This is a genomic window from Methanosaeta sp. UBA458 (assembly GCF_002496085.1).
GTDB classification, from domain to species: Archaea; Halobacteriota; Methanosarcinia; order Methanotrichales; family Methanotrichaceae; genus Methanothrix; species Methanothrix soehngenii.
In genome coordinates this window covers 1-14,616 of sequence record NZ_DAIK01000157.1, presented here as the reverse complement: position 1 = coordinate 14,616, position 14,616 = coordinate 1, and the positions used below count along the sequence as shown (strand labels likewise).

Genomic DNA, 14,616 nt, shown 5'->3' with positions numbered 1-14,616 from the left:
GGCAGCATATCCAGCAGCTATCCGAGCAGGTGAAGACGCTGCGCACTTACCTGGATGAGCTGCAGGCCCAGCTGGCAAAGAAGGATGCCGATCTGCAAAAGGCTATCGAGAGGCTGGACCGGCTGAAGGATAAGACCTCCAGGGAGATCAAAAGGGACCATGAGATCCGAATACGGGACAAGGAGATCGGACGGCTGCGCTCTATCCTGCGCTCGGAGAGAAAGTACACCAAGAAGCTGAAAAAGAACGCCGTCGCCCGGAAGAAGGCGGAGAGGATTGAGGAGGTCAAAGGGCTGCGCCGTCTGAAGCCGGTGGCCGCCTTCTCCAAAGAGGCGGTTCTGGCTGCGGCGGAGCGCTACTCTCTGGCTGAGGGGGACCTGGTCCTCTTAGAGGACTCCAGCGGCGGGGGAAAGAGCACTGCGGAGATGTTTCGGGAGAGGGGGGTTGCCGCCATAGTGGCAGAGGGGGAGATGGCCCAGGCGATGCAGGAGTATTTCCTGGACCTGGGCTTGCCAGTATTCACATCCGCGGAGATTGCGGTGCAGAGGATCGACAGCCTGCCATTCATCCGGCCGGAGGAGCTTGAAGCGGCGCGGGAGAGGTGGGAGGTGCAGCAAAAGGCCCGGCAGGCGAGGCTGGAGGCGGAGAAGCTGGAGAGCTTATTCCAGGATTATAAGGTGGAGAGGATGAAGGAGGAGAAGAGGAAGAAGAGGATGGGGGGGAGGGAGAAGATGGGGGAGGGGTATGATTGACTTTCAACATCGTACTCTTAAGAAAATAAGCTGGCTTAATAATGGAGGAGAGAGAACTTTCTGCACTTTAAAAGGAATGCTTGGATCGCAGGATTGCCAGTACGAAGAAGCTTGCGGATGAGGTTAGCATTTGGGAGCAAGAGCGGAATGCAATTTTTGCAGAGCTTCAAAGTGAAAATAGATCCTAGGACAGCTCATGGATTTCTTGTCGTCTCTTGACCTCTGGTGTAATAAAAATATCCATGAGTTGGTTAAATGCTGGTTGGTAATTTATAATTTCACCTTCATTTTTCTGCCATAAAAACAAGACAGTATCACGTATTTATTAATTCATCGATGATAAGTGGGAGAATCTCATCCCTTACGACCGGCATCGATTGGCTGCAAAAAAGCGCTCATGTCCTGGGGCTCACGAAATAAAGAATTGGACCGCTAAGGCACCTGCTTGAAGAGGATGGTGGTGGAATAAACTTTAAACCGGGCCGACCGCCAGATGAATGGATTTAATAAAAAACACTGAAGACGACCAATAGATTAATCAAATAATCTCATTTATAGAATTAGGAACCGGAGGGAATAGACTGAAACTGCATATTATCAAAGGGCCAGCTCTATCAGGAAAGACTAATTATCTAGTAAGAGTAATGGAGCAAACTCACCGCGAAAATCCCTTGTATTACACCTTTCTGGGGCCAACTGGTGAATTCGTAAAGGAGTTCTCAGAATGGTTCTCAAGGGGTCTGCATTCATCTGTCCCAAGGGGGAGTTTTATGGTGATAGACCAGTTTGCTGATGAGGTCTATGGCCATACCCATCAGGAAATGATGTATGTCGATAAGCACCTTCTGAATGTGTTCATAGCTAATATTCTCGGATCGGCAACCCAAAAAGATTTGGGTCCTTTCTATCCGCTCAAAGATTCCCCTGGCTTGATAGCTTTCGTCGCTGAAGCGGTGATGCAGGCCAAGGACGAAGGAGAGGCTGCCCTTATGGCAAGATTGGCCAATGATACCGCCCGATCTCTGGTCAAATATGCACTCAGGGAGCTTGATACGGTTTACCGGGCAAAACTCTATGATACTTTTGATGCCTACGTGAAGATAGACCCTGAGGAAATCAAAGATTATTTGGCTTCTCGATGCAGCAAAACTCTTTTCCTTGACGGTTTCACCAATCTCTCATGGGCTCAGATGATATTTCTTTCTAAGGTCATACCTCTTTTCCAGGAGACTTTCATGACACTGGACCCGGTCTATGTGGATAGGGAGAGATGGAGCAAATTCCTGGAATCGCTCTCGATTCAGTCTGTGAAAGTCCTGTACGAGGAGCTCGCATCCTCTCCAAAGGCCGCTGGGCCCCTGGAAAGGCTCTTGAAAGACCAGGGACCGACTGTGAAATTGGAAGGCGATTTCATCCAAATTGCCTGCTTTAAGGATCCTGAGGCGGAGTTGATACAGGTCTGCCGGGATATCAAACGGCGAATTGTGGATGACGGCATGAAGCCCGGGGAGATCGCCGTGGTCCTCAACAACTTCTCGGAAAGGGCAGGGGAGTTCTCCAGGAAGCTGGAGGAATATAAAGTTCCAGTAAAATTGAGCGGTGAAGAACCTTTATCGAGCAGCATTGCCATCCAGCTTCTTATTCTGCCTTTCCGGACAGCTTTAGCTGGCTATCCCTCTCATCTGCTCATATCAATGCTCGATCACGGCCTGGGACTGCCGGAGGCAGCACAATTCGATCTTGACGGTCTGGAAGCTTTAGCCAGGGGAGCGGGGCTTTACATTGGTCCAAAGAGGAGTTCTCTGGAGGACCGGAGAAGAGAGTGGAAGGCAAAACTGGAAGGCCATCTTGCCGCACAAAAGCAGAGGCTTGAGGTTCTGGCTCAGGATGATAGCGTTTATGATAGCGATCTTCAGGCTAATGAGGCCAGGATCCTGCTTTGCCAGGAGGTGCTGCAAAGATCCGGCCAGCTATTTGAGGCTCTGCAGGAGATCGAGAAGTTCAGGGAAGGGGAGACCGATTTTGAGCGGTTCAAAAAGGAGCTAACCATCTGGATGGAGCCACTTCGAGTTCGTTTCCTTTTTCTCGAAAATGCAGATCTCGGAACAGAGGCTATGGCTATAGCCAGATTTGAGCAGTTGCTGGATAAGCTGGAGGTCCTGGTCAAAATTATTGATGGCAAGAGTCTGACTCTGCCAGGTCTCCTGGCCGACTTAGAGATCTTGATAGGCAGCGAGGAGTACAGGCCATCTTCTCCCCTGGCCAATGAGGTGGAAATCCTGCCACTGCATTCGGCCAGATTTCGGCATCGTTCTATAAAGTACATCGTTGATTTCAATGACGGTATATTCCCCACCCGCCGCTCCAATCCCCTTTATTCTCTGGAGGGCATTGCTTTGAATCCTGGCTACTCCCTGATCAAGGAACGGGAGCAGAGGCAAGCACTCTATTCCTCTTTATGTTCATCTTCTCAGGCGGTGATAACTTACCTGTCCGCCTCTCGAGAAGGAGAGCTGATGATGCCTTCTTTATGGCTGGATGGCTGGGACTATGAGAAAACCAATACTCTGGAAAGGGGAACTGCTCCCATGAGTGCAACTGAGCTGATGATCCAGTTTGGACGGGGAATGGCCGAAGGAAGAGAACTGGTGGTACCCGAAAGCGCTCAAAGCCTGACTGCACCATTGAAGCTCTATGCCGGTTCGAAATTTTCCTGGAAGGTAGAAGATCGGGCGGTTGTCGAATCCCTGGTGGGCAGGACCCTGAGCTATACCAGGATCTCTGAATTGCAGAAGTGTCCTTTCAAGTTCTTCTTTCGTCGCATGCTCCGGTTGGAGGAAAAGTCCGATGAGCTATATGAGCTGTCTTCAATTGAGAAGGGAATCACCTACCATGCCGCTCTCAAGAGCCTCTACGATTGGAAGCAGGAGGAGAATGCCACCTGGGACAGGGCAATAGAGGAGGGCAAGGTCCGTGAGGTGGTAGAAGGCATAATACAGAGGTTCCTGGCTGCCAATACCGTTCGGTCATTGCCGTCCGTAAGGAGGGCCATGACAGAGGATGCAACTGGCGCGATTCAGGGATATCTGGAGTTTGAGCGGGACAAAAGAGAGCTGGCCTGTATCGGTGAGAGGACTTTAGTTGAGCTGCCCTTTGAGTTCAGGCTAGCAGATATGGCCTGTCTGGCGTCCGGCTGCGGCAAAAAGTATGGCGAAATGATCCTTCGGGGCAGGATAGACCGGATTGACATAAATGTTGCTCTGAAAAAGAAGGTCTACGATCTGGTTCTCTCAGATTACAAGGCCAGCAGTTCCGGGGACTGGGAGCAGCTGAAGCTGTACACTCTGGTGCTGCTATCTATGGAGAACAGGGATCTTCCCAGCAACCCACAGCTTGTAAGGTCATTTTTCCGGGTGGTGAAAAAAGGAACGATTTCCAAGAATCTGGACGCATTTGCCAGCCAGGGCAGGATGGATCTTTCCACCAAGCCAAAGTCGTCCCTGAACTTCTCGGATGTGGACAGGGAGCTTCTCCAGACCCTCGATAGAATCTTCGAGAAAAGGGAGTTTTGGCCAGGGAAGATGATTGAAGAGTATGTGTTTAGCTGGACGAAAATACCAGGAACTGATGATAAGAAGCTCAAGGAATTTCTAGTAAAGAAATATCATATCGATTGGGTATACACGGCAGGAATTGCCAAAATCGAAGACGGTAAGACCATCAATATATCCAAAAAGGATAAAACTATTTCACTAACGCTCATTAGCGAAGATTCTGAAGTAATCTTGAAAATCAATAACACTGAAACTGATAGATTCACAGCGAAGAAGGGAAATGGTGAGCTAAACATATACATTAAAAAAAAGGGAGGCGACTGCTATTTCTGCGGCCTGCAGCTGAATTGCCAGTTGATCTTGAATTCCAGAGGAGGAATGCAATAATGGAGCAGGACCTCTTCATTTCGGCAAGCGCAGGCACCGGAAAGACCCATACCATCTCCGCGGCTTATATTGACATTTTCGATCGAGCTTTTCGGAATAATGATCCCCTGAATGTAGGAAATGTGGTAGCCATAACCTTCACCAGGAAGGCGGCAGCGCAGATGAAGTCCCGCATTCTGGATATGATAAGGCAGCAAGAGGCGGACGACGTGAGGTGGCAGCAGCTTAAATCATCCATGGCCTTTGCATGGATAAGCACCATTGACTCCTTTGCGGCACGCATCCTCTCTGAGGTTGGCGTCTACGCCCGGATAGCTCCGGATATCCAGATCGGCTCGGATTCCCAGGTTTCTTCCATTTTAGATCGATGCATATTCCGTGCCTTCTTCGAACACGAGGACCTGATTGAGCCTTTGATCCGGCACCTCACTTTAGATGACCTCAGCCGTGCTCTAAAGCGAGCGGTAAAGGAGAGGAGATATGCCATGATGAGGTCAAGGCCTGCCGGAAAAGAGGAAGCCGGGCTTCGTTTGCATGGCGATTCTTCCATAGCTGAATCCCTGGTTTTTGCCTCTGATGCTTTCAAGAAGCTTTTCGAGGAGGTTTATCGATCCTTCCAGGAGGAGATGCAGGAAGAGAACTTAACCGATTTTGCCGGAGTTCTGGTCACTCTCAGGGAGCTGTTAGCCTCGCCCGAGAACGCCTGGATTAAAGAGAGATACAGCAGTCAGTTTCGTTACATCATAGTGGACGAGTTTCAGGATACCGACTCCCTGCAAAAGGAGGTCCTGGACCTCGTCTGTGGCGAACACAGCCGCATCATCTGCGTGGGCGATGCCAAGCAGTCCATCTACCGGTTCCGGGGGGCCGAGGTAGAGGTCTTCTCCGATGCCAGGGAAATGATCAGGTCGGAGGGGGGAGTTGTGCGGCACCTGGAAAGAAACTTCCGGTCCCATCCTGATATTCTGAATCTATGCAATGCGTTCTATCCTCTGGTCTTCCATTCATCTGACAAGAGATATTCGCAGAGCTATGAGCCGGTAAGTCCTCTATCCGTGGTGGGAGAGACCGGCAATCGGCCCCGAGTGAAGATTCTCTTTGATCCTCAGGACGAAGCGGAGGCTGCGGCAAAATACATTCTCAGTATAGTGGGCCAGCAGTTTGATTTTGTGAAGAGGGAGCAATTTGGCGGTGAGACAAAACTCGTCGCCACTAAGAGAGCGATAATGTTCAAGGATATTGCAATATTGCTTCGCAAGATGAGGCCGGAAAAGGGCAAGGAGTACACCAGTGCCCTGGCCAGGCATGGCATTCCTTATTACACCGTTGGAGAGGCCGGGTTTTTCGAGATTCCAGAGATCGCTGGCATCCTGGCCATGCTCAGAGTGCTTTCGGATCCAGGTGATGAAATGGCTTTGACCACTGCTCTCATGTCTCCGCTAGTGGGCCTGGATATTCAGGATATGGCCCGGCTGAAGTGCAGGGCCAAAGCCGCCGGAAAAGGCATATTCCAGATTTTAGGCCGGATCGAGGAGTCAGATATAGATCCCGGCAGGATCGATCGTTTGAGGAGATTTCATCGGGCTATGGAGAGTTATCTGCCCATCAGAACCATGATCCGGCCCAGTGAGCTGGCGGAGAGGCTGGTGGAGGAGCTGGATTATCCGGCATTCCTGGCCGTCGAGGATCCCAGCGGCCGCAAGTCAGCCAACCTTCGGAAGTTCATCATCACTTCCCGCAGCCTGGATGAGGCAGGAGTATCTTTACGGGATCTGATTCGGATGCTCAATAACGTGGGACTGGATGACGAAGAGCAGGCCTCCATCGAGAGCGAGGATACAGATGCGGTCAAGGTCATGACTGTGCACAAGGCCAAGGGCCTCGAGTTTCCCATAGTGATAGTGGGCGACACCTCCTGGAGCCAAAAGGAGCAAAATGAATTATTGCTCTTTGATAAGAGCGAGGATGGCATGTGTTTCGCCCTGAATTGCCTGGACAAAGATCAGTGCATTGGGTCTTTCCTGGGGAAAATGATAGCGGAGGAAAAGGAACGTGATTTTGAGGAAGAAAAGCGCTCTTTATATGTAGCTACTACCAGGGCGTCGGATATGCTGGTCATAACTATATCCAGCAAGAAGGGCAGCAAATCACGACCCTGGAGGGAGATGATCCTGGGCAGCATGATCGAAGTCCAGGGCGAGGGGATATCACCGGCTCCCGGATTTGAAGATATTGTGGAGATAGTCTCTGCAGCTGAGGCCACAGCCCCACCAGCTTCTGCGTCTCCTGCAAGGCTTACTCTGGAGACGAGGTACATTGAGCCCGTAGCCTCCGAGACCTATAAAGAATACATCTCGCCTACGATCATCAGCAAGGCCCCATCATCGCCCGGACGGGGTGTACAGATCGATGAAGATGATATTGCCCGTGAAGAAGATCCCGGAAAGGGAGATCAAGGTCGAGCAATGGGCCTTTTCGCCCACAAGGTCATGGAGGCGGTGGGAAATGGGTGCCGGCTGGAAGAGCTTGTAGAAGTCGCAAGCAACGAGACACTCCGGGAATTGTATGATCTGCCGCCTTTAGGGCTGGGCGAGGCTGATTTTCAGGAGGTGCTGAGGCATCTGGGCCGGTTGAAAGATCATCCCCTGATAAAAGAGATGGAGTCGGCTTTGGAGTCCATGAACGAGTACCAGATCATCAGGCCCTTTGGCAGGTATATTCTATCCGGCCGGCCGGATAAGGTGATCAAGACTGCTGAAGGATGGAAGATTCTGGATTTCAAGTTCTCTTCGTCAGAGAGGCATAGCGAGGCTTATGAGTTTCAGACCAGGTTCTATCTCTATATCGCTCGGGAGATCTTCTCGCCGATGCTCGGAGCGGAGCTGTTCTATCTGAAGGATGGGGTCTCCGTGAGGGTGCAATTGGACGGAGAGGCAGTCCGGGACTTTGAAAACGATTTGATCAGGAGGATAGAAGGGTATCAAGCGGGTATGGTTATGGTGCTTCAGAATCAGAAATAAAAGGCATCCCTTTGATAGATTTTAAAGCTCCTGGCAGGTCGAGATAATTGCGTGCAAATGCTTCACATAGCAAGTCTTCTGTCAGGAAGCCATCATATTTCTCAACAATTTTCACAGGAAAATGCTCTGCCAATTTGACAAGATCGGGTTGTTCAGAGAGAAATTGGCTGTAGCACATCTGGATATCAGTATCTCTCATTTTTTCAAAGGAAAGAGCAATACCTTCGTCACTTACATCCAAATCCTTATACAAACCTAATCCAAGGAGGGTTCTATTTGCGCGTGTCCCACACCAGGTAAACCATAATGTATCGTTTCCATTCAGGAAGAAAGGATGGTGCAAGATATCCGACTCTCGTGCAAAAATTCTTGCCTCTTGCAGCATCTCTTTTGCCAATTGATCCAGGTAAACGGGCACTCGGGTGTCTGAAAGAATCTCGCGCATCTTCTCATGAATGCGTGGATGAAGATCAGGCCCAGATGAGCCAGAGAATAATGGCAAGCGCCCACCGCGTGATGGTTCCACCAAGATTTCTTCGCGATCGAGGTTGATTTCGATGATTTTCCAGCGTCTGCCGGCCAGGATCAAGAAGCCTTCAGCCCCCGTTGTCGGCAATGCGGAAACGGTTCCGATAAGATGACCACGATGCAGCACACGTAATTCCTTTTCGGTTACAAATGCAGAGTAGAATTCAAAGCTTCTGACTATCCGCTCACCCTTGAGGCCCAGAATAATTGTGCCTTCTGGAGTTTGCTCTACCAGGTCATTGGCCCCAATGCTGCGAAGGACACGAACCAACGTTTTCTGGTCAATGTTCTTAAATGATCCTCGGGTGATGAGACGTTCAAATAGAGTTAATGCCGATGCGCCGCCAGCTTCGGCAATTACGCTCATGATTTGCTGAACCAAGGTGGAGAGATGCCAGCGTTCAATGTCAGGAGGCTCACACCAATCTTCCAGCATAAGTTCCGTCATGGCAATAGCACGGAGCAATTGTGGGTAGAGGCGGTCAATAGGTTTGGATTGTTCGGTTGCTGCATCTTCAACCATATACAACCACAGCTCAGAAGCCTGATCCTCTCCACGACCACTGCGTCCTAATCGCTGTTTCAGCGAAGAAACAGACCAGGGAGCGCCTATTTGGCCCACTCTGCTGATATTGCCGACATCAATGCCAAGCTCCAATGTGCTGGAACAAAAAGTTGCTGTTGGGCTTGATTTTGATCGCAAAGCCTCTTCAGTATCCTCACGCTCGGCCTTTGATAACGAGCCATGGTGAATGCGAAACAGATTTGGCCGCCCGGCTCGTAACAGAAGGCGTCCTGTAAGGTCTGCATACAGTTCCAGTTGTTGTTTACTGTTGGCAAATATCAATGCCGTCTTGCCTGCAAAAGCATTGATTAGGTCTTTGGCCAAGCGAAAATCGTCAGGTGTGGCGATAGATTCTGCATTCTCTTTATCAGAGGAGTCCTCTCCACATTCCTCTCCAGATTTTAGCCGCCGATAACCCTTGATGATGTATTTTACGGTTTTATTATCTCCACTTTTGATCATCGCGATGCTATCTGGATTCTTCTGGTCAACCCATTTTTGTGCGGAAGTCATGTCTCCGAGCGTAGCAGACAATCCAATGATGCGCACTTGATGATTTGCGCGTTGTGTCAATCTTGCCAACAGGCTACGTAGTTGCGCTCCACGTTCTGTTCCGAGAAACGCATGCATTTCGTCGATGACTATAAAGCTGAGATGAGAAAACAGTATGTCCAGCTTATCAGGGTGATTGATGAAGAGTGACTCTATGGATTCCGGCGTTATCAGCAGTACACCACCCGGTGATTTCAGCACCTGATGCTTTTTGGATTGACCGACATCGCCATGCCATTTATGTACCGGAATTTCGGCGCGTTCACAAAGCTCTTCAAGACGACGAAATTGATCGTTGATGAGTGCCTTGAGAGGTCCTACGTACAAGGCCCGCACGCTGCTTGTATGATCTTCGACTATCTCGGAGAGGATAGGAAGAAATGCAGCTTCGGTCTTTCCTCCGGCTGTATTCGCCGAAATGATGAGATGCTTATTGCCTCCAAGTATCGCGTGGATGGCATCGACCTGGATGGAACGCAGGTCAGTCCATTTCATGCGGTATAGCTCTTCCTGAATGATCGGATTTAATCGCTGGAAGGCGGTCGGTTCATTCATTTACATCGCTCGCTAAAGCCGAAATGTTGCCAACTCATCTTTTTCGCCATTGGGTGGCACTTGAGTGTCATCTTCTGTCACCGGAATGATTTCCGGATTTATTGATGGCTGAAGATTTATGCCGCCAAGCAGCTTCTGCCAATCTGTACCTGGATTTTGTTCCAAGACAGAAAGAAAGCCTACAAATCCTTTTACAGCGTCACGAGGCGTCTGATAGAATTCCACACCTAGCGTCTGAGCGCAATGCTGGATAAATGCCTTGAGCGCCTCATCAGGCACGAGGTAACGTGAAACGTCACCTGATGCATAAACCTGGCGAATATTATGCAGCAAAACGTAGAGGTCTTCGACAGTTAAGTTTGGAAGCCGGATGACCGGGCCTGAGTAATCTCGTAGACCATCGATGGCAAAAGTGTTATTTGCCAATCGTGTAGCTAAGGCTTCATAACTCGCCAATCCTCGCCTCCGATCATCCATAAATGTATCCGTGCCTGCAAAAACCACACCCAGTCCATTCACACTGCCTTGCAAGCAATCGTTGAAGATGCGAAGGATCATCTCATAATTTGCATCACGCGCTGATTTGCTGTTGAGCCGCTGTGCCAACACGCCCATTTCATCCAAGTTAACCAATAGGCCAGAATAGCCGGCAAGACGGACAAAGGCGGCCATGAGTTTCAAATGATCATAGACGTCCTGATCACCAATGATCGAACGTACCCCCAAATCTTGGCGTGCCTCCGTCTTTGTGGCATATTCCGCGCGTAACCAGCGGAGTGATGCGTTCGTCATAGCATCATTTCCCTGCTGAGATCCTTCCACATATTTATTGACGACAGTAGCAAAATCATAACCACTGACATTCTCTTGCAGTGGTTTCAGACGTCTGTAAATCTCTTTTTGCGGATCGCCGCCTGTCTCTTTGGCTTCAAACTCTACTTCAGAGACCCATCGCTCGACTAAACCTGGCAATGCGCCGCCGTCTCGTTTAGCGCCAGCAGACATGTTATGCATCAACTCGGAATAGAGTGAACGTGCTTGTCCGCTTGAAGCATGCAGACGGCGGTCGGGAGAGATATCGGCTTGGACAACCACGAACTTCTTTTCCAGTGCCACCATGCGAGCTAGATTAAGGAAAAAGCTTTTGCCGGAGCCATAGCGACCGATAATGAAACGAACTGTCGCCCCGTCCTGTGCAATGCGGTCGAGATCGCTTAGGATCGCTGCCACCTCATCTTTGCGACCTACCTGAATATGCTGAAGACCGATGCGCGGTACAACCCCCGCACGCAGAGACTGAAGAATTGCATTTCGTTCACGAGGTTTTATGGTGATCGCCATGCTTATGCCCCCACCAGGGATTGATTGACTTTATACATGTTATCCTCTTCAAACAGGATCTCGTCACCAAGACTATCATAAGCCCAGGAGTTAATGGTATCCAACATGCCTGTACGCATTAATTGATGTCGTTTTGCCAGTTTGGCGAGGTCATCCGAAGACCAGACTTGCTCTTTCATTATTTCTGCCAGCGGTGCATAATATCGTTTATCCAGTGCCGCGAGCTGTTCCGTTGAAAATGGCAAGCTGGAATTTATCGTATATGTGACTGCCTCCGGCGCAGCAGAAGGCTTAACTCTATCAACAGCATCAGACTCATCTATTTTGCTTTCAGTTTCGCATAGCGCCTGTCCAAGAATGCGTGAGACTTCCGCAGTCTCCGCCATAATGCGCGCCAATGCCTCGTTATTAAGAGTGATATCTACTGGCTTGTCAACAGGCATCTGCTCGCGCTGAGGGATCGCTTCGCTAACACGCTGTTCACGTCGAATTGTTTGAACTTCCACGGGCTGACTGCCGGATAGGCGCAGCTCAGCTAATAATGAATCTAGAGGAGCCTCGATTTCAAGTGCCTTATAAATGCTCTTCAGCGATGAAATTTCCTTGTGATCAATTATGCCATTAGCGGCAGCCACTCCAATCAGATATTTGCCAATCATGGCACGCTGATCCAAAGTCAATGCTTCTCGCAACGACTTGCCAAGCGAAGAGATGGATGGCGGCTTCTTGCCCAATAATATTCCATAGGCTTTCAAACGTCGAGATTCATCGGACGAAAGACGGAATTGATCTTCCAGAAACTGCTCAATACGGGCGTTTTCCTCTGGATCGATTTTCCCGTCTGCCCCAGCGATAACCATGCCCAATTCCAGCATACATGATGCAGCACGATAGCCGCTCTCCTGCTGCAGGGCGGCACTGCCCTCTTGTTGAAAGAGGACTACCTCATCCGACCAGGCATAGGCTCGTCCTGTAATCCGTGCATCAGGGACGATGGCAAGTCCGATATCTTCTGCGGTTCGTGCCAATGACTTGCTTTGGGTGGCCGTCAGTTTTTCTCGTGACTGAAATTTCTGAATTTCCGCAAGCTTTGATATTGAAGCAAATGAGAATCCATCCTCACGTGCTTGCGTCGTTGCTATGGCTTTCCAGTGTGGAGCATCTGGATGGTCCACGTCTTTGCGCAATGCAGGAGGTAGCGCTTCCCACGCTTCGCGTGTTGTAGTATCCAAGCCTTTGCCTACCGCGCGACTGAAATCCCTAAGTTCTTCTACGCAAGTATTCCAGATCTGGGAGAGATGCACGAATTGACTCTGCAAACCCAATACATCGGGAATTCTGACTGCTGCAAATGCAGTGGAAGACTGGCCCAACTCCATTAAACTTGGACTTGCAGGATGATACTCAATCAGCCGCTCTCTTTCTGCTGCTTTAAGCACCATGCCTTCAGCAAATTGAGCATGGTACTTTTGCATGAAAAGAGACTTAAATTGCTCTGGCGCGCGGTTGATAACTACACTGCGCATGGTTCTGACATCCTGCCTGGCCACCTCGAAAGCCCAGCGGCCTGGGAGTGGAAGATTGTGCTGGTAGAACCAGGCGAGAATGACGGCAAGCAGATCTTCGGAATAGCTATTGAGCGGTGCCTGATCGAAGCAAAACGCAAAGCCATCATTCGTTATGGATCTTAGCCCCATCCGGGCTGTGGAAAAGGCGATGAAGCGACTCAAATATCCATTGAAAGATCCTGATTCTGGATATCGGCAAAGCAAACGAACGACTTCGGGAATGATCAGATCGACATCTTTGCCGTCAATGAAAAACCGCCGTTCAAGTCCGTAGAAATAAACGAAGGCATAACCGATATCATCTAATTGCCCCTGCTTTCCGCTTGCCAGCCAAGAAAGATAGTTTCCTCTTTGGCCTGGGGTCATGTTCTCATATCGCGGCCAGTAGCCGAGCGCGCCAATCGGCTCAGATATAGGCTTTCCAATCGGCAAATTTTTCTCAATGCAGGAGGCTTCAGCAATGCGCGTCTTCCCGGCTGCCCAATAAGTCATTGGATGCTCGATGCGGTAGCTGGCGACTTCAAGCATATCATTGTAAGATGCCCACTGAACTTCATTTGTCCCAGGCATTGTCGAGCGACTGATCGAGCGGTTTAAGTTGTATTCAAAGGTGATAACAGGACCAGGAATAGATGCAGTAACCGGTGGCATCGATGAGGATAGCTGTGCCGCAGGCGTTGCATTTCCAGCAAGTGGATCTGAAGCAGGAGTTATTTCAGGCAACTCCTTATGCAATGATTTTCTCGATCGCCAGATAATGCCACCGATAACTGCTATCGCAAGGGCAGTGGGCCAATGGTTGGCCAAGAGTCCCAACCAGATGAGTATGGCCATACAAGCGATTAGATATTTAATAGTTTTTTTCATTACGTTTGATGGCTTAACATCCTTACCATTTATCAGTGGAATACCTCCTGCACAACTGTAGATCTGCAACTAAAAGGGAAAAAGATTTTGCCTCTGATTGTACTCCAAATTTCGCATTAACTGTCCACTTCTAAATATAATTCTAAAATTACAGAAGTCTTTTTATATGTGCTTAAGCTACTCTAAAATTGTTTTTAACCAGTAAAAGAAGATTGGTCAACCCTGCACAGATTCGGGAAATCAACTGAAAAGAAATGACTTTCATCAATCACTAATATAACAATCCAAAAGTCATCCGGGTCCGTCTGGAGAATACGATCTCTGTTATATCGAAAATCATCAACCACCTGAGCAATTGTATCCAAGCCACCCCGGCGTTGAGGGGGCCGGAGCATTAGCGCGGGAGGCCCGCAGGCCGACTCGCGGCGTGCATAAAAAACAGTCTGTGTAGATCAATCCTAGCCTTGATAACAGCTCTGGATTGGAGAACTCAACAATGCTGACCGTCGAGATCTTTCGAGCCTCATAAAAGCAGTTCAAACTTCTGGCCCGGCCCGCATGGAGAATTTTTGCTTTAATATATCCCAATCCAAAACCATCGACTGCTTTTTCGGACCTCCCTGGTCTAAGGGCTCCCTCTTTGCCTGCCGCCCGCAGGGCCGACTCGCGGTGCCCACTGAAAAGAATCCAAAATGATGAATATCTGTCAAGTTGGATATGGACCTGCATCCTAAGACCCTGAAAAGTACATAAAAGCCAGGCAGTCACAGAGGATATCTTAGATGGCCAAATACACGATAATCATTGAGAAGGGTGAGGGTAATTACTCCGCATACTGCCCGGACCTCCATGGCGTGGTTTCCGCTGGCGTTACCGAGGAGGAGACGGCAGAACTGATGAAAGAAGCTATAGAGTTGCATCTGGAAG

General features: G+C 49.5%; 6 protein-coding genes and 2 pseudogenes. 5 read left to right on the top strand and 3 right to left on the bottom strand.

Annotation, left to right across the window (positions count from 1 at the left end):
• The 4 genes and pseudogenes from BP822_RS11600 to BP822_RS11590 all read left to right on the top strand — a co-directional run.
• Positions 1-752, top strand: a pseudogene (locus BP822_RS11600) (DUF460 domain-containing protein); the annotation flags it as partial.
• Positions 753-765: 13 nt separating this feature from the next.
• A pseudogene (locus tag BP822_RS12970) lies at positions 766-922 on the top strand (IS630 family transposase); the annotation flags it as partial.
• A gap of 600 nt (positions 923-1,522) precedes the next feature.
• Positions 1,523-4,693 carry a PD-(D/E)XK nuclease family protein gene (locus BP822_RS11595; RefSeq protein ID WP_273277964.1) on the top strand — a complete coding sequence of 1,057 codons (3,171 nt, stop codon included), beginning with the start codon at positions 1,523-1,525 and terminating at the stop codon, positions 4,691-4,693.
• Complete coding sequence (locus tag BP822_RS11590) at positions 4,693-7,713, top strand: UvrD-helicase domain-containing protein (protein WP_273277963.1); 3,021 nt, start codon at positions 4,693-4,695, stop codon at positions 7,711-7,713. The genes BP822_RS11595 and BP822_RS11590 overlap by 1 nt, the downstream gene beginning before the upstream one ends.
• Here the strand turns inward: BP822_RS11590 and BP822_RS11585 are convergent.
• The 3 genes from BP822_RS11585 to BP822_RS11575 are packed head-to-tail and all read right to left on the bottom strand — an operon-like array spanning position 7,688 to position 13,656.
• Positions 7,688-9,913: a DEAD/DEAH box helicase gene (locus tag BP822_RS11585; RefSeq protein WP_273277962.1), complete on the bottom strand. Its 2,226-nt coding sequence runs from the start codon at positions 9,911-9,913 to the stop codon at positions 7,688-7,690. The two genes, BP822_RS11590 and BP822_RS11585, sit on opposite strands and share 26 nt — an antisense overlap.
• 12 nt (positions 9,914-9,925) lie before the next feature.
• On the bottom strand, positions 9,926-11,254 hold the full coding sequence (locus BP822_RS11580; RefSeq protein ID WP_273277961.1) for an ATP-binding protein: 1,329 nt from the start codon (positions 11,252-11,254) through the stop codon (positions 9,926-9,928).
• Positions 11,255-11,256: 2 nt separating this feature from the next.
• Positions 11,257-13,656, bottom strand: coding sequence for a TerB N-terminal domain-containing protein (locus tag BP822_RS11575; RefSeq protein ID WP_273277960.1), 2,400 nt, complete (start codon positions 13,654-13,656; stop codon positions 11,257-11,259).
• 815 nt (positions 13,657-14,471) lie between these two features.
• Here BP822_RS11575 and BP822_RS12910 point away from each other — a divergent pair.
• Positions 14,472-14,616 (top strand): type II toxin-antitoxin system HicB family antitoxin (locus BP822_RS12910; protein WP_349681855.1); only part of this gene is annotated, 145 nt, incomplete at its 3' end.